Origin of the sequence: Streptomyces venezuelae, assembly GCF_008642335.1 — a bacterium.
GTDB classification, from domain to species: domain Bacteria; phylum Actinomycetota; class Actinomycetes; order Streptomycetales; family Streptomycetaceae; genus Streptomyces; species Streptomyces venezuelae_F.
The window spans coordinates 5,221,301-5,243,918 of the sequence record NZ_CP029191.1; the positions used below are offsets into that span (position 1 = coordinate 5,221,301).

General features: G+C 67.8%; 18 protein-coding genes. 12 read left to right on the top strand and 6 right to left on the bottom strand.

All coding sequences use genetic code 11. The features are described 5' to 3' along the window. Positions 1–71: 71 nt before the first annotated feature. Entirely contained in the window at positions 72–194 is a 123-nt protein-coding gene (locus tag DEJ49_RS36775) for a hypothetical protein (RefSeq protein WP_263398814.1), read from the bottom strand. Positions 195–354: 160 nt separating this feature from the next. Here DEJ49_RS36775 and DEJ49_RS23835 point away from each other — a divergent pair, with 160 nt between their 5' ends. From DEJ49_RS23835 to DEJ49_RS23875, 9 genes are all read left to right on the top strand, one after another. Further along, positions 355–2,706: an ABC transporter family substrate-binding protein gene (locus DEJ49_RS23835; RefSeq protein ID WP_150186021.1), complete on the top strand. Its 2,352-nt coding sequence runs from the start codon at positions 355–357 to the stop codon at positions 2,704–2,706. Between the two features lie 263 nt (positions 2,707–2,969). After that, positions 2,970–4,877, top strand: a complete 1,908-nt coding sequence (typA, locus tag DEJ49_RS23840) for a translational GTPase TypA (RefSeq protein ID WP_150186022.1) — start codon at positions 2,970–2,972, stop codon at positions 4,875–4,877. 480 nt (positions 4,878–5,357) lie between these two features. Then, a complete protein-coding gene (locus DEJ49_RS23845; RefSeq protein WP_150186023.1) occupies positions 5,358–6,983 on the top strand; it encodes an ABC transporter substrate-binding protein in 1,626 nt (541 codons plus the stop codon). A gap of 90 nt (positions 6,984–7,073) precedes the next feature. Continuing rightward, the gene (locus DEJ49_RS23850; protein WP_150186024.1) at positions 7,074–8,003 is read left to right on the top strand and encodes an ABC transporter permease; all 930 of its coding nucleotides are present in this window, start codon (positions 7,074–7,076) and stop codon (positions 8,001–8,003) included. Then, positions 7,996–8,955 (top strand): ABC transporter permease, encoded by a 960-nt coding sequence (locus DEJ49_RS23855; protein ID WP_150186025.1) that lies wholly within the window; start codon positions 7,996–7,998, stop codon positions 8,953–8,955. The genes DEJ49_RS23850 and DEJ49_RS23855 overlap by 8 nt, the downstream gene beginning before the upstream one ends. A gap of 11 nt (positions 8,956–8,966) precedes the next feature. Further along, positions 8,967–10,028: an ABC transporter ATP-binding protein gene (locus DEJ49_RS23860; RefSeq protein ID WP_150186026.1), complete on the top strand. Its 1,062-nt coding sequence runs from the start codon at positions 8,967–8,969 to the stop codon at positions 10,026–10,028. Further along, the gene (locus DEJ49_RS23865; RefSeq protein WP_150186027.1) at positions 10,021–11,187 is read left to right on the top strand and encodes an ABC transporter ATP-binding protein; all 1,167 of its coding nucleotides are present in this window, start codon (positions 10,021–10,023) and stop codon (positions 11,185–11,187) included. Before DEJ49_RS23860 ends, DEJ49_RS23865 begins: the two co-directional genes overlap by 8 nt. A gap of 176 nt (positions 11,188–11,363) precedes the next feature. Then, the gene (locus DEJ49_RS23870) at positions 11,364–11,903 is read left to right on the top strand and encodes a SigE family RNA polymerase sigma factor (protein WP_150186028.1); all 540 of its coding nucleotides are present in this window, start codon (positions 11,364–11,366) and stop codon (positions 11,901–11,903) included. Next, positions 11,896–12,561 carry a hypothetical protein gene (locus DEJ49_RS23875; protein WP_150186029.1) on the top strand — a complete coding sequence of 222 codons (666 nt, stop codon included), beginning with the start codon at positions 11,896–11,898 and terminating at the stop codon, positions 12,559–12,561. Before DEJ49_RS23870 ends, DEJ49_RS23875 begins: the two co-directional genes overlap by 8 nt. A 73-nt stretch (positions 12,562–12,634) precedes the next feature. On the opposite strand, the gene DEJ49_RS23880 is transcribed toward DEJ49_RS23875, so the two are convergent. From DEJ49_RS23880 to DEJ49_RS23900, 5 genes are all read right to left on the bottom strand, one after another. Further along, complete coding sequence (locus tag DEJ49_RS23880; protein WP_150186030.1) at positions 12,635–13,678, bottom strand: ABC transporter ATP-binding protein; 1,044 nt, start codon at positions 13,676–13,678, stop codon at positions 12,635–12,637. Positions 13,679–13,704: 26 nt separating this feature from the next. Further along, complete coding sequence (locus DEJ49_RS23885; protein ID WP_150186031.1) at positions 13,705–14,733, bottom strand: ABC transporter ATP-binding protein; 1,029 nt, start codon at positions 14,731–14,733, stop codon at positions 13,705–13,707. Positions 14,734–14,751: 18 nt separating this feature from the next. Further along, positions 14,752–15,732: an ABC transporter permease gene (locus tag DEJ49_RS23890; RefSeq protein ID WP_150186032.1), complete on the bottom strand. Its 981-nt coding sequence runs from the start codon at positions 15,730–15,732 to the stop codon at positions 14,752–14,754. Positions 15,733–15,826: 94 nt separating this feature from the next. Next, entirely contained in the window at positions 15,827–17,611 is a 1,785-nt protein-coding gene (locus DEJ49_RS23895) for an ABC transporter substrate-binding protein (RefSeq protein WP_150186033.1), read from the bottom strand. Positions 17,612–17,657: 46 nt separating this feature from the next. Then, complete coding sequence (locus DEJ49_RS23900; RefSeq protein ID WP_150186034.1) at positions 17,658–18,683, bottom strand: ABC transporter permease; 1,026 nt, start codon at positions 18,681–18,683, stop codon at positions 17,658–17,660. A gap of 385 nt (positions 18,684–19,068) precedes the next feature. Here DEJ49_RS23900 and DEJ49_RS23905 point away from each other — a divergent pair, with 385 nt between their 5' ends. From DEJ49_RS23905 to DEJ49_RS23915, 3 genes are read left to right on the top strand one after another with little or no spacing between them, the layout of a single operon-like run. Then, positions 19,069–20,700 carry an ABC transporter substrate-binding protein gene (locus DEJ49_RS23905; protein ID WP_150186035.1) on the top strand — a complete coding sequence of 544 codons (1,632 nt, stop codon included), beginning with the start codon at positions 19,069–19,071 and terminating at the stop codon, positions 20,698–20,700. Between the two features lie 18 nt (positions 20,701–20,718). After that, a complete protein-coding gene (locus DEJ49_RS23910) occupies positions 20,719–21,642 on the top strand; it encodes an ABC transporter permease (protein ID WP_150186036.1) in 924 nt (307 codons plus the stop codon). Further along, on the top strand, positions 21,635–22,612 hold the full coding sequence (locus DEJ49_RS23915; RefSeq protein WP_150186037.1) for an ABC transporter permease: 978 nt from the start codon (positions 21,635–21,637) through the stop codon (positions 22,610–22,612). The genes DEJ49_RS23910 and DEJ49_RS23915 overlap by 8 nt, the downstream gene beginning before the upstream one ends. Positions 22,613–22,618 lie beyond the last annotated feature (6 nt).

The following is a 22,618-nucleotide window of genomic DNA, read 5'->3' on the forward strand; positions in this document are numbered from 1 at the left end:
TCGCGCGTCACATCCCGGCTTGTGAAGAGATCTGCAGTGATTGCCGGATCAGGGGCGGTGAATGCGCCGGATCACGCGCCGATCGCGCCGACCTCGACCGACGGTGACCGCTTCGCGATCGCGCCGAACCCGATGGGCGGTGACCGCTGCACGATCACCCGGCCCGCCACTCCATTGGGCCGCACGAGTGGCATCTGTGGGCCCCCGCGCCGTGCCTCCCCCGCACCCCGCGTCCCGTCCCCTTCAGTGGGGCGATAGATGTGATCAGCTCCATATACCCCCAAACGTGATCAAACCCGGCCCGGTCCTGGCAGCGGGCGGCCGGGCGAGCCCCGGACCCCGGAGGTACCTGTCATGTCCCACGACCGCGCCAGAGTCAGATCTGTCGTGTTCCTCGCGACGGGGGTGCTGGCCCTGCCCGCCCTCGCCGGATGCAGCTCGAACGACGACGCCGGCCGTCCGGTCGCTGGCCAGGACGTCGCTCCCGCCGCCCGGGACATGGTCGCCGACGGCGGAACCATGAACTGGGCGGTCGACGAGCTGCCGGAGACGTTCAACTCCTTCCAGGCGGACGCCGACGAAGCCACCGCGCGGGTCGCCGGCGCGGTCCTGCCGTCCCTGTTCCGCCTCGACGCGCAGGGCAGGGCGCAGCGCAACGCCGACTTCCTGGAGTCCGCGGAGGTCGTCGAGCGCGAGCCGCAGCAGGTCGTCCTGTACAAGCTCAACCAGCAGGCGGTCTGGAGCGACGGCCGGGAGATCGGCGCCGACGACTTCGCCGCGCAGTGGCGGGCCCTCTCCGGCCGGGACAGCGCGTACTGGACGGCACGGAACGCGGGCTACGACCGCATCGCGAAGATCGAGCGCGGCGCGAACAACCTGGAGGTGCGGGTCACCTTCGCCAAGCCGTACGCGGACTGGCGCTCCCTCTTCTCGCCGCTGTACCCGAAGCAGATCATGGGCACGCCCGACTCCTTCAACGACGGCGCGCGCCGCAAGCTGAAGGTGACCGCGGGCCCCTTCGCGCTCGGCGGCACCGACCGCAAGGCAGGCGACGTGACGCTGGAGCGCAACGCGCGCTGGTGGGGCAGCCCCGCCAAGCTCAACAAGATCGTGCTGCGCAAGGTGGGGCGCGCCGAGCGGGCCGAGGCGCTGGCCAAGGGCCGGGTCGACCTCGCCGCGATCGACGCGGCGGAGGCCGGGCGGATCTCCCAGGCCGCCAGGGACAAGGGGAGCGAGGGCCCGCTCGCCCACGGCCCCGGCGCCGCGATCACCCCCGCGAGGGCCCTGCGCTCCTGGGCGATCGCCCACGGCTCCGACGAGGAGGCCGCCGACACGGAGCTCGAGGCGCGCGCCAAGACCCGCAAGGCGGTCAAGAGGTACGCGACGGAGCAGGAGGGGCTGCGCGGCTACGTCGTACGCAAGTCCCTGGAGCCCGCGTACACGCAGCTCGCCCTCAACGGCTCCGAGGGACCGCTCGCCGACGACCGGGTGCGCCGCGCGGTCGCCCGCGCCCTGGACCGCGGGGAGCTCGCGAAGACCGTGCTCAAGCCGCTCGGCCTCCCCGCCGAGCCGGTCGGCAGCCACCTCGCCCTCGCCGGGCAGCAGGCGTACGCCGACAACAGCGGGGCCCTCGGCGAGCAGGACACCGCCGAGGCGAGGGCGCTCCTCGCGGACGCGGGCTGGACGCCGGGCGCGCTGCTGAAGGGGGAGAAGGAAGAGGAGAAGAAGGAAGGGGGGAAGGAGAAGGAAGAGGAGAAGACGGCGGGCGGCGAATCCGACGCGAAGGACGAGAAGAAGTCGGAGGACTCCAAGAAGGACAAGGACTCCACCGACGAAGGCGACGGCGAAGACGACGGCACGTACATCGTCGGCGAAGAGGACGGCAAGCCCGGCGACACCGGCACCACCGTCCTCGCCCCCGCCCCCGCGGCGGCCTACCAGCGCGCCGTCCTGAACCGTCAGGCCGACGTCCTCGGCCTGCCCCGCGAGGCCGACAAGGAGAAGAAGAAGGAGCCCGCCGACCACGCCAAGCAGCACTCCAGGGACCAGGCCAAGGGCGGCGCCCCCGGCGCGTACGCCCCGAAGGGCACCGCCGCCCCCAAGGGATCCGGTGCGAAGGGGGCCGCCGCGGCGGGCCCGCTCGCCAAGGACGGCAAGCCCCTCACCCTCCGCTTCGTGCTGCCCTCCGGGGACGGCTCGGAGCAGCTGCGCGCGGTGGCCGACCGGATCTCGCGGATGCTGCAGAAGATCGGCGTACGTACAGAGACGGCGAAGGTCGCCGACGAGAGCTACTTCAAGGACCACATCGCGTCCGGCCAGTACGACCTCGCCCTCTACTCGTGGCCGGCCTCGGCCTTCCCCGCCACCGACGCCCGCCCGATCTTCGCCAAGCCGGTCCCGGCCGCGGACGGCTCGCTGAACGTCGAGCAGAACTACACCCGTGTCGGCACGGACCACATCGACCAGCTGTTCGATCAGGCGGTCGGCGAGCTGGACGAAGAAACGTCACGCTCCCTGGTCAAGAAGGCGGACGCCCGCATCTGGGCGGAGGCGGGCTCCATCCCCCTCTACCAGCGCCCCCAGCTGATGGCCGCCCGCCCGAACCTGGCGAATGCCGGCGCGTTCGGTTTCCAGGCCCCGCACTACGAGGACATCGGCTTCCTGAAGCCGGGCGCGAAGCCGTCGGGCGGGCCGTCGGCGAAGTAACGCCCTCCGGAAGCCGCCGCCTCAGATTCCGCTCAACTCTCTTGCCCGCCGGCCGTCCCGGCGGGCAAGCTCGTGTCTACCCATTGACCTGCTGTTTCCCCAGAGTTCCCGAGGCTTTCCGCACCCCTGCGAAGCCCCCGCGGAGGCTGCCTCCGCGAGGGACACGTAGACTGGGGTGAGGCCGTGGCGTGTCCAGCCCGGCAGGGTCCGCGTAACTCAGATGTACGCGCGACCGACCACTCACTCCAGGAGTACGCCGCACTATGGCCACGCGCCACGACATCCGCAACGTTGCCATCGTCGCTCACGTCGACCACGGCAAGACGACCATCGTCGACGCCATGCTCAAGCAGGCCGGCTCGTTCGCCGCGCACGCCGCCGAGTCCCTCGACGACCGCATGATGGACTCGAACGACCTGGAGCGTGAGAAGGGCATCACGATCCTCGCCAAGAACACGGCGGTGAAGTATCACCCCAAGGACGGCGGGGAACCGATCACGATCAACATCATCGACACCCCCGGCCACGCCGACTTCGGTGGCGAGGTCGAGCGTGGTCTGTCGATGGTGGACGCGGTCGTCCTGCTGGTCGACGCCTCCGAGGGGCCGCTCCCGCAGACCCGCTTCGTGCTGCGCAAGGCGCTCCAGCAGCGCCTCCCGGTCATCCTGTGCATCAACAAGACGGACCGTCCCGACTCGCGCATCGACGAGGTCGTCAACGAGACGTACGACCTCTTCCTCGACCTGGACGCCGACGAGGACCAGATCGAGTTCCCGATCGTCTACGCCTGCGGCCGCGACGGCATCGCCTCGCTGACCAAGCCGGAGGACGGCACGGTCCCGGCGGACTCCACCAACCTGGAGCCGTTCTTCTCCACGATCCTGGAGCACGTCCCGGCCCCGACGTACGACGAGGAAGCGCCCCTCCAGGCCCACGTCACCAACCTCGACGCGGACAACTTCCTCGGCCGCATCGCGCTGCTCCGCGTCGAGCAGGGCGAGCTGCGCAAGGGCCAGACGGTCGCCTGGATCAAGCGCGACGGCACCATCTCGAACGTCCGCATCACCGAGCTGATGATGACCGAGGCGCTCACCCGCAAGCCGGCCGAGATGGCGGGCCCGGGTGACATCTGCGCGGTCGCCGGTATCCCCGACATCATGATCGGCGAGACCCTGGCCGACCCGGAGAACCCGATCGCGCTGCCGCTGATCACGGTCGACGAGCCGGCGATCTCGATGACCATCGGTACGAACACCTCGCCGCTGGTCGGCCGCGGCGGCACCGGCAAGGGCGCGGACGCCAAGTCCGCGGTCAAGGACCGCAAGGTCACCGCCCGCCAGGTCAAGGACCGCCTGGAGCGTGAGCTGATCGGTAACGTCTCGCTGCGCGTCCTCGACACCGAGCGCCCCGACGCCTGGGAGGTGCAGGGCCGCGGCGAGCTGGCGCTGGCCATCCTCGTCGAGCAGATGCGCCGCGAGGGCTTCGAGATGACCATCGGCAAGCCGCAGGTGGTCACCCGGCAGATCGACGGCAAGACGCACGAGCCGGTCGAGCGCATGACGATCGACGTGCCCGAGGAGCACATGGGCGCCGTCACGCAGCTCATGGGCGTCCGCAAGGGCCGCATGGACAACATGTCGAACCACGGCTCCGGCTGGGTCCGTCTGGAGTTCGTCGTGCCGTCCCGCGGCCTCATCGGCTTCCGTACGGAGTTCCTGACGCAGACGCGCGGCACGGGCATCGCCCACTCCATCCACGAGGGCCACGAGCCGTGGTTCGGCGAGCTGAAGACCCGTAACAACGGCTCCCTGGTCGCCGACCGCGCCGGTGCCGTCACCGCCTTCGCGATGACGAACCTCCAGGAGCGCGGCGTGCTGTTCACCGAGCCGGGCACCGAGGTGTACGAGGGCATGATCGTCGGCGAGAACTCCCGCGCCGACGACATGGACGTCAACATCACCAAGGAGAAGAAGCTCACCAACATGCGCTCCGCCTCCGCCGACTCCTTCGAGGCGATCGTGCCGCCGCGCAAGCTGTCGCTGGAGCAGTCCCTGGAGTTCTGCCGCGACGACGAGTGCGTCGAGGTGACCCCGGAGGCCGTGCGCATCCGCAAGGTCGTCCTGGACCAGAAGGAGCGCGGCCGCTCCGCGTCGCGCGCCAAGCACAGCTGACGCCGCTGAGGTAGCCGTCAGGCGGCACACAGCCGCCTGAGAGGCCGATTTCCGCTGCTCCCGAGGGAGTTGGGCGGAAGTCGGCCTCTTGTGTTTTCGCTGGCGGGTACGGTGTGGCCACTGCCGCGCGGAGGTCTCCCGGCAACCGGTTTTTGTCCGCCAAGTGTCCGGTATGCGGACGTCACTGACCGTTAGATGTGTAACACGTCCGTTTCGCAACCATCTATCTCGGATCGGTTTGTCCGGATTTTGGAAGTTGTACGGGCCAGGTGTGATTGAACCGAGACCAAAAGGGTGTGGTCGACCGGTACCTCATGGCTAATAGTTGACCGCGTATAGCTCGGGTCAATGGGTCACGCGCTGTGGGGAGCGCCGACTCACGAGCACACTGGGGTACTCGATCGTCGCCGTCAGGGGTGTCGGCGCGGTTTCTCGTACCCCCTCTTGTAGTGAACAAGTGGACTCATGAGGAGGAACCCCATGCGTGGTGCCAAGAGCGCCAAGTGGGTCGCGATAGCCGGTGTTGTGGCGCTGACGGCCACCGCTTGTGGCGGCGGCGACAGTGACAACAATGGCAGCGGCAAGGTCGACCCCAAGGGGATCGTCAGCTACGCCAACGGCGAGCCGCAGAACGCTCTGCAGCCGTCGAACACCATGGAGGCGTACGGCAGCGTCGTCATCGACTCGCTCTTCACGGGTCTGGTCCACTACGACAAGAAGGGCGACATCACCTACGAGAACGCCGAGTCGGTCACCCCCGACAAGGACTCGAAGGTGTGGACCGTCAAGCTGAAGCCGGGCTGGAAGTTCCACAACGGCGAGGCCGTCACGGCGAAGTCGTACGTGGAGGCCTGGAACTGGGCAGCGGACCCGGCCAACGGTCAGCAGAACAGCGCGTGGTACCGCGACATCGAGGGTTACGACGATGTCCACCCGGAGAAGGGCAAGGCCAAGAAGAAGGCCATGTCCGGCCTGAAGGTCGTCGATGACAACACCTTCACCATCACGCTGAAGAGCGGCATCCCGTACTACGCGTACAAGCTGGTCTACGCGCCCTTCTACCCGCTGCCCTCGGCCGCGCTGAAGGACCCGAAGAAGTACGGCGAGGCGCCGGTCGGCAACGGCCCGTACAAGTTCGAGAAGTGGGACCACAAGAAGGTCATCTCGGTCCGCGCCTTCGACGGCTACAAGGGCGCGAACAAGCCGAAGAACGGCGGCGTCGACTTCAAGGCCTACAACAAGGACACGGCGGCCTACGCCGACCTGAAGTCGGACAACGTCGACTCGATGCCGATCGTCCCGAACAGCGAGATCGCCAACTTCAAGCAGGACTTCGGCGACCGCGCGATCGACATGGACTTCTCGGCGCTCAACACGGTCAACTTCGCCTTCTACACCAAGCAGTGGAAGGACATCGACGTCAAGGTCCTCCAGGGCCTGTCGATGGCGATCGACCGCGACACCATCGCGAAGACCGTGTTCCACGGCACGCGTGAGTCCGCCACCGGCTGGGTGGCCAAGGGCGTCAAGGGCTACCAGGACGACGCCTGTGGCGAGTACTGCAAGTTCGACGCCAAGAAGGCCAAGCAGTCCATCAAGGACGGCGGCGGCGTTCCCGGCAACAAGATCCAGATCCAGTACAACGCCGACCAGCCGCACAAGGACTGGGTCGTCGCGGTCTGCAACTCCATCACCAACGCGACCGGCGTCAAGTGCGTCGGCGACCCGGTGACCGACTTCGCCGCTGACACGGAGATCCGTGACCAGAAGAAGGTCAAGTCGATGTACCGCTCCGGCTGGGTGCTCGACTACCCCTTCAACGGCAACTTCCTCGCCGACCTCTACGGCACGGGCGTCGACGGCAACAAGGGCGGCTTCTCGGACAAGAAGTTCGACAAGCTGACCAAGGAAGCCGACGCGGCCAAGACGATCGACGAGTCCGCGAAGCTGTACCAGCAGGCCGAGAAGGAGCTCGTCAACACCTTCCCGGGCATCCCGCTCTGGTACAACAAGACGCTCTCCGCGTACTCGAAGAACGTGAAGAAGGTCGAGTTCGACCAGGCCGGCGACCCGATCCTCACGGACGTCGAGGTCTTCGAGAAGTAGCAGTCGTCGGAGTTCCGCTTCCGCGAAGCGACGCCCGGTAACCCCGGGCGTCGCTTCGCGGGCGGCTCCGCAATGGACGGAGGCACCACCATGGGGCGCTACGTCGCGAGGCGACTGCTCCAGATGATCCCGGTCTTCATCGGGACAACCCTTCTGATCTTCCTGATGGTCAACGTGCTCCCCGGCGATCCCGTCGCGGCACTGTGGGGAGACAAGCCGCCGGACCCCGCGCAGGTGGCACAGATCAAGCACGACCGTGGGCTGGACCTGCCCCTGTGGCAGCAGTACTTCCACTACATGGGCGGTCTGCTGCAGGGCGACTTCGGCAACACCATCGCGGGCAACAGGCCGATCCTCGACGAGATCACGCAGGCCTTCCCGGTCTCGATGCGCCTCGCCGCCATGGCGTGGACGTTCGAGCTCGTCGTCGGGATCACCCTGGGCGTGCTGGCCGGCGTGAAGCGCGGTCGCGTCCTCGACAACACCGTGACGCTCTTCACGCTCCTCGTGATCTCCGTCCCGATCTTCGTGTTCGGCCTCTTCCTCCAGCTGATCTTCGGCAATGAGCTGGGCTGGGTCACGCCGACGGTGCAGGACTCCGAGAACTTCGTGGAGCTGATCCTGCCCGCGCTCGTGCTCGGTCTGGTCGGCCTCGCCTACGTGGCGCGTCTGACCCGTACCTCCATCGCCGAGAACCGGCAGGCGGACTACATCCGCACGGCCGTCGCCAAGGGGCTGCCGCGCAAGCGCATCATCTCCCGGCACCTGCTGCGCAACTCGCTGATCCCCGTGGTCACCTACCTCGGCACCGACATCGGCACCCTGATGGGCGGCGCGGTCATCACCGAGGGCATCTTCAACGTGGCCGGCGTCGGCAACCTGCTCTACCGCGGCCTGTTCCAGCACGAGGGCACCGTCATCGTCGGTGTCGTCACCGTGCTCGTGCTCGTGTACCTCCTCGCCAGCCTGCTCGTCGACCTGCTTTACGCGGTCCTGGACCCGAGGATCCGTTATGCCTGACATCACCAAGACGTCGCCCGCAGAGGCGGCCGCGGGCATCGCGCCGACCGATGCACAGGCCGTCCCCGACGGCGTCGAGGCACCCGGCAAGCCGCGCAGTCTCTGGGGCGATGCCTGGCGTGACCTGCGTCGCAGGCCGCTCTTCCTCATCTCGTCGGCGCTGATCCTGGTGCTGCTCCTGGTGGCCGCCTTCCCCGGCCTGTTCACCGGCGCGGACCCCAAGTACGGCGACCTGACCAACCACTTCCTGGAGAAGCCGAACCTCGGTCACTTCTTCCAGGCCGACTGGTTCGGTTACGACCGGCAGGGCCGCAGCATCTACGCCCGCGTCGTCTACGGCACGCGCAACTCGATCATGGTCGGCCTCGGCGTGACCATCCTCGTCACCGTGTTCGGCGGCCTGATCGGCATGCTGGCGGGCTACTTCGGCGGCATCTGGGACAGCCTGCTCTCCCGCATCGTCGACGTGTTCTTCGGCATCCCGTTCCTGCTCGGCGCCATGGTCGTCCTGAACGCCTTCACCAACCGCAACGTGTGGGTGATCACCGGCGCGCTGGCCTTCCTCGGCTGGACGCAGATCGCCCGCGTGATGCGCGGCGCGGTCATCACGACCAAGCACTCGGACTACGTGGTGGCGGCACGCGCGCTCGGCGCCGACACCAAGAGGATCCTGTTCCGGCACATCCTGCCGAACGCCATCGCTCCGGTCATCGTCATCGCGACCATCGCGCTCGGCTCGTACATCGTCGCCGAGTCGACGCTGTCGTACCTGGGTCTCGGCTTCGGCGACGACGCGCTCTCTTGGGGCGGCGACATCTCCGACGCCCTGAGCGACATCCGGAACAACCCGCACACTCTGATCTTCCCCGCCGGGATGCTCAGCCTGACCGTGCTGGCGTTCATCATGCTCGGCGACGCTGTACGCGAAGCCCTCGACCCGAAGCTGCGCTGAGGGAGGCGTACATGACCAGCATCGATCTCAAGACGGACTCCGTCCCCGCCCCCCGCTCGGGCGAGGACCGGAGCGGCCGGCTCCTGGACGTGAAGGACCTCCACGTCGAGTTCCACACCCGCGACGGCGTGGTCAAGGCCGTCAACGGTGTGAACTACAGCGTGGACGCGGGCGAAACGCTCGCCGTCCTCGGCGAGTCGGGCTCCGGCAAGTCCGTGACCGCGCAGGCGATCATGGGCATCCTCGACATGCCGCCCGGAAAGATCCCGCAGGGCGAGATCCTCTTCCGCGGCCAGGACATGCTCAAGATGTCCAACGAGGAGCGCAGGAAGATCCGCGGCCGCAAGATCGCGATGATCTTCCAGGACGCGCTGTCCTCCCTCAACCCCGTGCTCTCGGTGGGCTACCAGCTCGGCGAGATGTTCCGCGTGCACGAGGGCCTGAGCCGCAAGGAAGCCAAGACCAAGGCCATCGAACTGATGGAGAAGGTCAAGATCCCGGCGGCCAAGGAGCGGGTGAACGACTACCCGCACCAGTTCTCCGGCGGTATGCGCCAGCGCATCATGATCGCGATGGCGCTCGCCCTGGAGCCGGACCTGATCATCGCGGACGAGCCCACCACGGCGCTCGACGTGACGGTCCAGGCGCAGGTCATGGACCTGCTGGCCGAGCTGCAGCGCGAGTACAACATGGGTCTGATCCTGATCACCCACGACCTCGGCGTCGTCGCCGACGTCGCGGACAAGATCGCGGTCATGTACGCGGGCCGGATCGTCGAGACGGCGCCCGTCCACGAGCTGTACAAGCGCCCCGCGCACCCGTACACCCGTGGCCTGCTCGACTCGATCCCGCGCCTGGACCAGAAGGGCCAGGAGCTCTACGCGATCAAGGGCCTGCCGCCCAACCTGCTCAAGATCCCCGGCGGTTGCGCGTTCAACCCGCGCTGCCCCAAGGCGCAGGACATCTGCCGCACGGAGATCCCGGCGCTCGTGCCGGTCACCGAGCAGGACGGCGCGGAGCTGCCGGGCCGCGGCAGCGCGTGCCACTTCTGGAAGGAGACGATCCATGGCTGAGCCGACGAAGGCTTCGAAGCTCTCGAAGACGGACGGGCCCACCGACGCCACCCCGAACGTCTCCGACGTGGAGACGGTGGACGCCGCCACGGCCGACGAGGCCGTCGCGGCGATCGAGGCGCCGGTCGAGCGCGGTGAGCCGATCCTTCAGGTCCGCAACCTGGTCAAGCACTTCCCGCTCACGCAGGGAATCCTGATCAAGAAGCAGATCGGTGCGGTCAAGGCGGTCGACGGGATCTCCTTCGATCTGTACCAGGGTGAGACGCTGGGCATCGTGGGCGAGTCCGGCTGTGGCAAGTCCACGGTCGCGAAGCTCCTCATGACCCTCGAACGCGCCACGGCGGGCGAGGTCTTCTACAAGGGCCAGGACATCACCAAGTTGTCCGGGCGCGCGCTGAAGGCGGTGCGCCGCAACATCCAGATGGTGTTCCAGGACCCGTACACGTCGCTGAACCCGCGTATGACGGTGGGCGACATCATCGGGGAGCCCTTCGAGATCCACCCCGAGGTGGCCCCGAAGGGTTCGCGCCGCCAGAAGGTCCGGGAACTCCTGGACGTGGTGGGCCTCAACCCCGAGTACATCAACCGCTACCCGCACCAGTTCTCGGGCGGCCAGCGCCAGCGCATCGGCATCGCGCGCGGTCTGGCCCTCAACCCCGAGATCATCATCTGCGACGAGCCGGTCTCGGCCCTGGACGTGTCCGTCCAGGCCCAGGTCATCAACCTGATGGAGAAGCTCCAGGACGAGTTCAACCTCTCCTACCTCTTCATCGCGCACGACCTGTCGATCGTCCGGCACATCTCGGACCGCGTGGGCGTGATGTACCTCGGGAAGATGGCGGAGATCGGCTCGGACGAGCAGATCTACGACCACCCGACGCACCCCTACACCCAGGCGCTGCTCTCCGCGGTCCCCGTACCGGACCCGGAGGCCCGCGAGGGCCGCGAGCGGATCATCCTCACCGGCGACGTCCCGTCCCCGGCGAACCCGCCCTCCGGCTGCCGCTTCCGCACGCGCTGCTGGAAGGCGGAGGACAAGTGCGCGAAGGAGATCCCGCTCCTGGCGATCCCCGAGCGCTTCAAGGGCCAGGACACGCCGGCGGCTCACGAGTCGGCGTGCCACTTCGCCGAGGAGAAGGACGTCGTGCACGCGGCGTAACCGCTCCGCAGAACCACCGCCCGTACCCCGCGACCTTCGTGTTCGCGGGGTACGGGCGTTCTGCGCCTGCGTGGTTTCCGGGAATCCGCCTGTAACAACCTGCGCCCGCCCGGCGTGTATCAGTCGGAAGCGGGGGGGCGGACGGGCCCGCCGCGTGAGGGAGGGACGGGGGGACGATGGCGAAGCGGCCCGAAGAGGCAGATCAGGATCACTGCGCCGGCTTCGACGCGTTCTACGCCGCCACGGCCAAACGTCTGGTCGCCACGGTCTATGCGATGACCGGTGACCTGGCGGAGGCGGAGGACGCGGTGCAGGAGGCGTACGTGCGGGCGTGGCAGCGGTGGGACCGGCTCGTCGTCGAGGGGGATCCGTTGCCCTGGGTCCGGACCGTGGCGTCACGGCTCGCCATCAGCACGTGGCGCCGGACACGGAACCGCGTGCGCGCGCACTTCAGGCACGGACCCGGCACCGATGTGCCGGAACTGTCCGCCGACCGCGTGGCGTTGGTGGAGGCGCTGCGCGAACTGCCGCCCCAGCAGCGGCAGGCGGTGGTCCTGCACCATCTCCTCGACCTGCCCGTGGAGCAGGTGGCACGGGAGACGGGCGCCACGAACGGCGCCGTGCGCACCCGGCTCAGCCGGGCCCGCAAGGTATTGGGTGTACGCCTCGCCGACACGGCGGCGTTCCGCACGGAGGGGGCGGCGAGCCATGGCTGAGCTCGAGGGAAGGGTCGAGGTCGAAGTCGAGGAACTGCTCGACGGCGTCCAGCTGCGTCTGCCCGACGGCGCCGAGCTGCGGGCCAGGGGCGGGCGACGGCAGGCGAGGCGCCGGATCGCGCTGTCGGCCGCGGCGGTCGCGGCCCTGGCGGGGGCGGTGCTCTGGGCGGTCGTGCCGGGGGGCGGGGACGGCGGCACGGATGTGCGTCCCGCGGAGCGGCCGGACGACGTGGTGCGACTGATGGATGCGAACGAGCTGCCGCTGCACGAGAAGTGGCACTGGCGGAAGCAGGGCCCCGACGGTGCCGAGGACCGCGGCATCATGAGGATCGGCCTCAGTGACGTCGGCTGCGCGCCGCTCGGCACGGCTGGAGCGCCCGGTCACGGTGGCCGCGCCCAGGTCTACCGGGGCGACAGCAACGCCGTCGCCCGTCACCGCCTCGCGGAGTTCCATACGTCCGCCGACACCGACAAGGTCGTCCTGCACCTGCGCAACGTGTTGGACAACTGTGGCATGGAGAAGCGCGGGGAGGGCCCTGACGCGTACTACACGGGCACGGGCACCGGGCCGCGCAGCCATCTGCGCGTCTACCTGACGCACGGCGAGAAGTGGCTCTCGCTGGTGGAGACACTGGACGACTTCCGCCGGTCGTCCTGAGACGGTGGTCCGGAGCCGGCCGTGCCCCGCTCGGGTCAAGGGGGAGGGCGGGTCGGCTCCGGAGGGGTGGGGGTCAGAGGGATTTGCGGGCCGTTGGGACGGGCAGGTCCGCCGGGGTCTCCGGGTAGTGGCAGGCCGTCAGGTGGCCGTCCTCGTTGCCGTCGATGCGGACCAGCGGCGGGTCCTCCGACGCGCACTTGTCCGTCGCCTTCCAGCAGCGCGTACGGAAGCGGCAGCCCGAGGGCGGGTTCACGGGGGAGGGGACGTCGCCCTTCAGGAGGATGCGTTCGCGGCGGGGGACGTCGTCCGGGGTCGCCTCCGGGACCGCCGACAGGAGCGCCCTCGTGTAGGGGTGGCGCGGGTTTCCGTACAGGCTCTCGCGGTCCGCGATCTCCACGATGCGGCCGAGGTACATGACCGCGACGCGCTGCGAGAAGTGGCGTACCACCGCCAGGTCGTGGGCGATGAAGAGGAACGCGATGCCCAGGTCCTGCTGGAGCTTCTGGAGCAGGTTCACCACCTGCGCCTGGATCGAGACGTCCAGCGCCGAGACCGGTTCGTCCGCCACGATCAGCTTGGGCTCAAGGGCCAACGCGCGCGCCACCCCGATGCGCTGGCGCTGGCCGCCCGAGAACTCGTGCGGGAAGCGGTTGAAGTGTTCGGGGTTCAGCCCCACCGTCTCCAGGAGCTCGCGGACGCGGGCCTCCCGGCCGCCCGCCGGGTTGATGTCGTTGACCTCCATCGGGCCCGAGATGATCTTCCCGACCGTCTGCCGCGGGTTCAGTGACGCGTACGGGTCCTGGAAGATCATCTGGATCTCGGAGCGGACCGGCGCGAGCTCCTTGCGGGAGGCGTGCGTGATGTCCTGGCCGCGGTAGGAGATCTTGCCGCCGGTCGGCTCCAGGAGGCGCGTGATCAGGCGGCCCGTCGTCGACTTGCCGCAGCCTGACTCGCCGACCAGGCCCAGGCTCTCGCCCCCGCCGACGGTGAAGTCCAGGCCGTCCACGGCCTGCACGGCGCCGATCCTCCGCTTGAACGGGAATCCGCCCATCACCGGGAAGTGTTTGGTCAGCCCGCTGACGTCCAGGAGAGGAGAGGGGGGCGTGGTGCTGCTCATCGTTGTGGAATCCCGTCTCTTGTACGTCAGTCGGTGCGCGTGCCCGCGAAGTCCGCGAAGAACTCCGCGCGCTGCTCGTCCGTGAGGTGGCAGGCCGCGCCCCGGCCCCCGGACAGTTCGAGGAGCGGCGGCTCGCCCGCGCAGCGGCCGTCCCCGACCTGCTCGGTGAACGCGCACCGCGGGTGGAAGCGGCACCCGGAGGGCGGGTTGAGGAGGCTCGGCGGCGTGCCGGGGATGGGGGAGAGCGGGACGTCCACCGGGCCTTCCAGGGACGGCATCGAACCGAGCAGGCCCCAGGTGTAGGGGTGCTGCGGGGCGCGCAGGACTTCCTTCTTCGTGCCCCGCTCCACACACCGCCCGCCGTACATCACCAGGACGTCGTCCGCGATGTCGGCGATCACGCCCAGGTCGTGCGTGATGAAGATGATCGCCGTGCCGAACTCCTGCTGGAGGTCCTTGAGGAGGTCCATGATCTGGGCCTGGACCGTCACGTCCAGCGCCGTCGTCGGCTCGTCCGCGATCAGCAGCGCCGGGTTGCAGACCAGCGACATCGCGATCATCGCGCGCTGGCGCATACCGCCGGAGAACTGGTGCGGATAGTCGTCCACACGCAGGTCGGGCTGCGGGATGCCGACCTTCGTCAGCATCTCGATCGACCGGTCCCGCGCCTCCTTCTTGGAGGCCCCCGTGTGCTTGCGGAACGTCTCACCGATCTGCCGGCCGATGGTGTGGTACGGCGAGAGGGAGGCGAGGGCGTCCTGGAAGATCATCGCCATCTTGTTGCCGCGCAGCTGCTCCAGCTCCCGCTCGGTGGCGGTGAGCAGCTCCTTGCCGTCGAGGAGGATCTCCCCGTCGATGGCGGTGCTGTCCTTGTGGTGCAGGCCCAGGATGGCGAGGTTCGTGACCGACTTGCCGGAGCCGGACTCTCCCACGATGCCGAGCGTCTTGCCCTTCTCCAGCTCGAAGTCGAGTCCGTCGACGGCCTTGACCGTGCCGTCCTCGGTGGCGAAGTGCACGCGCAGGTCGCGTACGGACAGGAAGGGGGTGGTGCTCATCAGATCTCTCCCTGAGCCCTAGGACAGCCGCACGCGCGGGTCGATCAGCGCGTAGAGGGCGTCGACGACGATGTTGAAGATGACGATCGCGGTGGCCGCCACCAGGACCACGCCGAGCAGGAGCGGCAGGTCGCTCGTGTCGACCGCCTTCACCGACAGCTCGCCGATGCCGTGCAGGGCGAACGTCTTCTCGGTGATGATCGCGCCGCCGAGCAGCACGCCGATGTCCAGGCCGAAGATGGTGACGATCGGGCCCATCGCGCCGCGCCAGGCGAAGCGGAAGAAGACCGTGCGGCGTGAGAGACCCTTGGCCCGCGCCGTGCGGACGTAGTCCTCGTTCATCGTCTCGACCAGCTGCGAGCGGGCCATGCGGGTGTAGTTCGCGGTGAAGATGAGCGCGAGCACGAGCCACGGGATCAGCAGCCCGGAGAACCACTCCGCGGGGTTCTCGGTGAACGGCGTGTACGCGGGCCGGTCCAGGAGATGCAGCTGGTCGGTGAGGAGGTAGACGGCGAAGACGCCGACGACGTAGATCTGCATCGAGGAGGCGACGAGCGACGCCGACGAGGCGATCTTGTCGACGGCCTTGCCCTGCTTGACGGCGGCCAGCATGCCGGTGCCCACACCGAGGACGACGAACACGACCGCGGCGCCCATGGAGAGCGAGACGGTGGTGGGGAAGCGGTCCAGGATGGTGGCGAGGACCGGCTCACGGTTGCGGAACGAGTAGCCGAGGCAGGGCGCGTCGCAGAAGCCGTACGTGTCGTAGTCGCGCCCGACGAAGATGCCCTCGAACCAGTGCCAGAACTGCACCGGCAGCGGGTCGGCGATCCCCAGGTTGTGCTTCACCAGTGCCAGCGTGTCCGGCGGACAGACCTTGCCGCAGGCCAGGCGCGCGGGGTCGCGCGGGGCGGCGTAGAAGAGGAGGAAGACGATCGCGCTGATGATCAGCAGGATCACCGCGCCGCCGATCACGCGGCGAATGAGGAAGCGGAGCATGGCAGTTGGGATTCCTGACGGATGCCGTGAGGGAGGTGAAGGGTCGGGGCGGGCCGCTCCGGTCGTCCGGAGAGGCCCGTCCCGGGGGCGGTCGTCAGCCCTTGACGTACGTCTTGTGGAGCAGCGTCGCCGCGAACTGCGGGTCGTGGATGGCGCCGCCGACCTTGGAGCCGTGCAGGTACCAGCGGCGCTGGTAGGTCTCCGGGATGATCGGCACGACCTCCTTCATGATCCGCTTGTCGAGCGCGGCCCAGGCCTTGCCGGCCTCCTTCGGGTCCGAGATCACCGCGTTCTTCTTGATCGCCTCGTTGATCCAGGGGACGTCGCACTGTGAGACGTTGTTCTGGCCGTCACCGATGGCCGTGCCGTCGAGCATCGGCTGGATCATGGTGTACGCGGTCGGCCAGTCCGGGGACCAGCCGAACCACATGACGTCGAACTTGTTGTCCAGGCGCTGCGCCTGGTCGTAGAAGTCCGTCGAGTTGAGCGGCTTGATGACCGGCTCGAAGCCCGCGGCCTTCAGGTTCTTCTCGATGACGATCTTGGTCTTGTCGTAGGTGGGGCGCCGCGGGAAGGCGTACACGATCTTCGTGCCGAGCTTGCCGGCCTTCTTCAGGATCTCGTGGGCCCGCTTGACGTCGCCCTGCGGCTTGTCGAGCTTGTCGTACAGGTCGAACTTCTCGCGGCCGACGATGTCGGGGCTGAGGATCGTCGTCGCGTAGTCGCCCGCGGTGGTGCCGCCGTAGATCTTGCGGCTCTGCTCAAGCGGCCAGGCGATGAGGAGGGCCTTGCGGACCTCGACGTCGGTGACGCGCTTCATGTTGATGGCGAAGTAGTAGGTGCCCGACGACAGGCCGTTGAAGCTGCGCTTCTTGATGTCGGGGGTGGTGAGCACCTTCTGCATGCGCTCGGCGGGGATCGGCTCGTAGATGGCGACCATCTGCTGGTCCTTGCCCTGGTCCGCGATGAAGCGGTCGCAGGACTCGGGTCCGGTCGGCCCGAACTCGAACTCGAAGCTGTCCGGGTAGGCGTTGCGGATGGGGTCGGTCTTCGGGTCCCAGTGCTTGTTGCGCGTCAGCGTCATCGACTTGTCGATGGAGCGGTGCTTGACGATGTACGGGCCGCAGGAGAAGGGCGCCTTGTCGTACTTCTCCTTGGTGTCGTGCTTCACGGGCGCGGCCGCGTACGAGTGCATGGCCAGCGTGAAGTTGAACTCCGGGCGCGCTTCCTTCAGGTGGAACGTGATCGTCTTCTTCGCCTTGTCGGTGACGATCGAGTCCAGGTGCTTGCCCTTGTACGGACCCTCGTACGCGTCACGCCACTTGCCGCCCTTGCCGGTCAGCGCCTGCTGGACGTAGATGGCGCCTTCGGTGACGAACGGGGCCCAGCCGCGCTCGAAGCCGTGCCGGACGTCGTCGACGGTGAGCTCGCTGCCGTCCTGCCACTTCAGGCCGTCCTTCAGCGTGAAGGTCCAGGTCTTGTTGCCGTCCGAGGCCTTGCCGGTGTCCGTGGCGAGGTCGCCGACGAGGATCTGGTGGCCCTCCATGTCGGTCTGGTAGCCGGTGAGACAGCGCGCGTAGAGGTTGGCGATGGAGGAGTTGTACGCGAAGTAGATGCGCTGCGGGTCCATGTGCGACACGTCGTCCTCGGCGACGCCGTAGATCGTGCCGCCCTTCTTGCCGCCGGGGACGCCGGGCGCGGGCCCGGTCGAGTCCTTCTCGGTGCCGACCTTCACGCTCGCGTTGGTGTACTCCGTGGCGCCGCCGTGCGATCCGCCGTCGCCCCCGCCCGAGTCGCCGCTGCTGCACGCGGACAGCACGAGCGAGCCGCCCGCCGCGACCGAGGTCGAGATGAGGAGGTTTCTGCGTGAGATTGCCATGTGGCTACCAACCCTGTGAGAAGGAGAGAGAGCGGAGTGAGGAGTGTCAGCGTCGGGTCTTCGGGTCGAGCGCGTCGCGCACCGAGTCGCCGAGGAGGTTGAAGGCCACTACGAAGATCACCATGGCGAGGCCGGGAAAGACCATGAAGGTGATGTCGTCCTGGTAGTACTTCGAGCCGTTCTGGATCATCACGCCCCAGTCCGGCGTGGGCTCCTCCAGGCCGACGCCCAGGAAGGCGAGGCCCGCCTCGGCGGTGACGAAGAGGGGGAGCAGGAGCGTCGCCTGGATCAGGATCGGCGTCCACAGGTTGGGGAGCAGCTCCTTGAAGATGATGCGCGCCGGCGAGGCGCCGGTGACCTTGGCCGCCTCCACGAACTCCCGTTCGCGCAGGGCGAGTACCTCGCCGCGCAGGAGGCGGGCCAGTGGGGCCCAGCCGAAGGCCGTCATCACCGTGATGAGGCTGGTGACGGTGAGCCACTGCGGGATCTTCTCCTCGGGGCTGACCAGGATCGAGATCATCACCGGGAAGAACGCGATGTAGAAGAGCGTCGAGGGGAAGGCGAGCAGGATGTCGATGATCCGGCCGATGAAGTAGTCCGTCTTCCCGCCGATGTATCCGGCGGTGAGCCCGATGGTGATGCCGAGCAGGGTGACGAGGAGCGTCGTCGCGGTCGCGATCAGCAGGGAGTTGCGGATTCCGTAGAGCAGGAAGGTGAAGACGTCCCTGCCGAGGACCGGTTCGATGCCGAACCAGAAGTCGCCGTCGATGCCGCCGTTCGGCTTGATCGGGTAATTGAAGTCGTTGAGCAGGCCCGGCTGGTCGAGTCCGTAGGTGTCGTACGGATTCTTTCCGTACACCTTCGCGATCAAGGGTGCGCAGAGCGCGACGACGAAGAAGAAGATCACGACACCGGCGGCGATCACGCCGGACTTGTCCCGCTTGAAGCGGGTCCAGGCGAGCCGTCCCGGCGAACGGCCCTTGCTGCCCCGGTCCTTGGGCGACTCGGGTGTGCCGGCTGTTTTCTCCGTCACTTCAAGGGTGGCGGCAGCGGCGGGAGTTGGGGAGGTCATGGCGCTCCAGGCCCGGAGGGGGACGGCAGGAATCCGCAGGACAACCAGCACCCACGGGCTAGGCGCGACTTTCGCAAGGCGTTTCCGGCGCGGTCAATGAATGGTGAGCCGCTTTGGGGTGCTCTTGAGTTCCTTTATGCAGGCTTTACTTGATCATGGGCATGCCATTGCGTCGGCGTAATCATGCGTGATGGACAAGGCGTGCCAGGGCCGGGCAAGCGCGGCATTGAGTCGGATATGAGTCCGATATGCGGGCGAAGGCGTCTCGGAATGCGTACATCCGGATGGGCTCCGACTCATACGGGTGGGATAAATGTGCGGTTCATTCCTCTTGCGGCGATATTTGGCGGTACGTAATCGCGACAGCCGAGGACAGGAGGACTCCATGCGTGGAGCCACGCACGCCAAGTGGGCCGCATGTGCGGTGACCGTCGCTCTCGCTGCGACGGCCTGCGGTGGCGGGGGAAGCGACGGCGGCGGTGGCGACGGCTCCGGCATCGTGAGCTCCTCGTGGGGCGACCCGCAGAACCCGCTGGAGCCGGCGAACACCAACGAGGTGCAGGGCGGCAAGATCCTCGACATGGTCTTCCGGGGCCTGAAGCGGTACGACCCGAAGACCGGCGAGGCCAAGGACATGATCGCCGAGTCGATCGACACCAAGGACGCCCAGAACTTCACGGTCAAGATCAAGGACAACTGGAAGTTCAGCAACGGCGAGAAGGTCACCGCCAAGTCGTTCGTGGACGCCTGGAACTATGGCGCGAACCTCAAGAACAACCAGAAGAACGCGTACTTCTTCGGGTACATCGAGGGCTACGACAAGGTCCACCCCGAGAAGGGCGACCCCAGCGCCCAGACCCTCTCCGGCCTCAAGGTCGTCGACGACAAGACCTTCACGGTCAAGCTCAGCCAGAAGTTCTCCACCTGGCCCGACACCCTCGGCTACCCCGCCTTCGCGCCGCTGCCCAAGGCGTTCTACGACGACCACCAGGGCTGGCTCTCCAAGCCCGTCGGCAACGGCCCGTACAAGGTGGACTCGTACACCAAGGGCTCCAAGATGTCCCTGCGCAAGTGGGACGGCTACCCCGGCGACGACAAGGCGCGGAACGGCGGTGTGGACATGAAGGTCTACACCGACAACAACACCGCCTACACCGACCTGATGGCCGGCAACCTCGACCTCGTCGACGACGTTCCCGCCTCGCAGCTCAAGAACGCCAAGAACGACCTCGGCGACCGCTACATCAACACCCCCGCCGGCATCATCCAGACCCTCGCCTTCCCGTTCTACGACAGCAAGTGGAACAAGGACGGCATGGAGAAGGTCCGCCAGGGCCTGTCCATGGCGATCAACCGCGAGCAGATCACCGAGACGATCTTCCAGAAGACGCGCACGCCCGCCTCCGACTGGACCTCACCGGTCCTCGGCGAGAAGGGCGGCTACAAGGAAGGGCTCTGCGGCGACGCCTGCGACTACGACGCCGCGAAGGCCAAGAAGCTCGTCGAGGAGGGTGGCGGCATCCCCGGCGGCACCCTCAAGGTCACCTACAACGCGGACACCGGCTCCCACAAGGAGTGGGTCGACGCCGTCTGCAACTCCATCAACAAGGCGCTCGGCAAGGACAAGGCCTGCGTCGCCAACCCCGTCGGCACCTTCGCGGACTTCCGCAGCAAGGCCTCCAAGCAGGAGCTCGACGGAGCCTGGCGCGCGGGCTGGCAGATGGACTACCCGCTGATCCAGAACTTCCTGGAGCCGGTCTACTTCACCGACGCCCCGTCCAACGACGGCAAGTACTCCGACAAGGAGTTCGACAAGCTCGTCAACGAGGCCAACGGCGAGACGGACACCAACAAGGCCATCGGCAAGTTCCAGGACGCCGAGAAGATCCTCGCCAAGGACATGCCCGCCATCCCGCTCTGGTACCAGAACGGCAGCGCCGGCTACTCGGACAAGGTCTCCGACGTCTCCCTGAACCAGTTCAGCGTGCCGGTCTACAACGAGATCAAGGTCAACTGAGACGCCGGGAGCCGCCCCATGGGACGTTATGTGATCCGGCGCCTGCTGCAGATGATCCCGGTCTTCATCGGCGCCACCCTGCTGATCTTCCTGATGGTGAACGTGATGGGCGACCCCGTCGCGGGCCTGTGCGGCGACCGCAAGTGCGATCCCGCCACGGCCACCCAGCTGAAGAAGGAGTTCGGCCTCGATAAGCCGGTGTGGCAGCAGTACCTGACGTACATGGGCAATGTCTTCACCGGCGACTTCGGCACCGCGTTCAACGGCCAGAAGGTCACCGAGCTGATGTCGGCGGCCTTCCCCGTCACCATTCGGCTCACCGTCGTGGCGATCGTCTTCGAGATCGTCATCGGCATCTCGCTGGGCGTCCTGACGGGGCTGCGGCGCGGGCGCCCCGTCGACACCGTGGTGCTGCTCCTGACCCTCGTCGTCATCTCCATCCCCACCTTCGTCACCGGGCTCGTCCTGCAACTCCTGCTCGGCGTGCAGTGGGGCGTCATCAAACCCTCCGTGTCCAGCGAGGCGCCCTTCAACGAACTGCTGATCCCGGGACTCGTGCTCGCCTCGGTCTCCCTGGCGTACGTCACCCGCCTGACCCGCACCTCCATCGCGGAGAACCGGCGCGCCGACTACGTCCGCACCGCCGTCGCCAAGGGCCTCCCGCGCCGCCGCGTCATCACCCGGCACCTGCTGCGCAACTCCCTGATCCCCGTGGTCACGTTCATCGGCACCGACGTGGGCGCGCTGATGGGCGGCGCGATCGTGACCGAGCGGATCTTCAACATCCACGGCGTCGGCTTCCAGCTCTACCAGGGGATCCTCCGCCAGAGCACCCAGACCGTCGTCGGCTTCGTGACCGTCCTCGTCCTGGTCTTCCTGGTGGCCAACCTCATCGTCGACCTCCTGTACGCCGTACTCGACCCGAGGATCCGCTATGCCTGAACCTCAGGAGCCGGAGCGCGCCATCGCGGCCACCGGCATGGGCGGGGCGATGGACCTCGCCACCAGCGAGGCGACCTCCCTGGAAAAGACGACACCGGGCGGACCCGAGGGCGGGCCCTCGGCGCCCGCGCGCAGCCTCTGGTCCGACGCCTGGCGGGACCTGCGGCGCAACCCCGTCTTCATCGTCTCGGGGCTGGTCATCCTCTTCCTCGTCGTCATCTCCCTCTGGCCCTCCCTCATCGCCACCGGCAACCCGCTCGACTGCGACCTCGGCAACGCGCAGAAGGGCTCGGCCCCCGGGCACCCCTTCGGCTTCAACGAGCAGGGCTGCGACGTCTACACCCGGGTCGTCTACGGGACCCGCGTCTCCGTCACCGTCGGCGTGTGCGCCACCCTCGGCGTCGCACTCATCGGCAGCGTGCTCGGCGGGCTCGCCGGGTTCTTCGGCGGGGCCTGGGACGCGGTCCTCTCCCGCATCACCGACATCTTCTTCGCCATCCCCGTCGTCCTCGGCGGCCTGGTCCTCCTGTCGGTGGTCACCAGCTCCACCGTCTGGCCGGTGATCGGCTTCATGGTGCTGCTCGGCTGGCCGCAGATCTCCCGCATCGCCCGCGGCTCCGTCATCACCGCCAAACAGAACGACTACGTGCAGGCGGCGCGCGCCCTCGGCGCCTCCAACCCCCGGATGCTGCTCCGCCACATCACCCCCAACGCCGTCGCCCCCGTGATCGTCGTGGCGACCATCGCCCTCGGCACCTACATCGCCCTGGAGGCCACGCTCTCCTACCTCGGCGTCGGTCTGAAGCCGCCCACCGTCAGCTGGGGCATCGACATCTCGGCCGCCTCCCAGTACATCCGCAACGCCCCGCACATGCTGCTCTGGCCCGCCGGAGCCCTCGCGATCACCGTCCTCGCGTTCATCATGCTCGGCGACGCGGTGCGCGACGCCCTCGACCCGAAGCTGAGGTAGGCGCCC